The sequence below is a fragment of the Rubritalea sp. genome, from assembly GCF_039830215.1.
In the GTDB taxonomy this organism is placed as follows: domain Bacteria; phylum Verrucomicrobiota; class Verrucomicrobiia; order Verrucomicrobiales; family Akkermansiaceae; genus Rubritalea.
Map to the genome: position 1 here is coordinate 3,743 of NZ_JBDOPO010000309.1, position 493 is coordinate 4,235.

Genomic DNA, 493 nt, shown 5'->3' on the forward strand with positions numbered 1-493 from the left:
GTTCTTCGCTCACGGATATGAATCCGTTCAATCATCACGCCTTGCCTTGCTTGAAATTCTTTCCAGCACCACCAACGCTAGTTGCCGGAGGTGCCCTAAAGGATTTTACGCTAAACTTGGAGATTCATTCTCTACGCCACTTAGATGGTCGATATGTGTGGTTACTTATGTTGTCCTCATATCGATCATAATTTAGTCGGATTGGTGAAGCGAGAGTCAAAAGTTAGCCTTAAGCAATCGGAATGGTTGAATGACGTGGGCGCGAATGAAAAGCGCATCAAAATTTCAAAAAGACCTGTGAGCAATTACCAGCAAAAACGTAGTTCGATAACTGTGCCGAAACTGAATATTACAAGCTATTGCTGCTGTTGTGGTTCCGACGATGGTTGTTGCGTTTTCATGTTAAGTTGTGGTTCCGTTCGTTTAGGAATCCAAAAATAATGCATGTGCTCATCTTCGTGCTCAGGGTAGGAGTAAAAGAGTTTTATTTGTG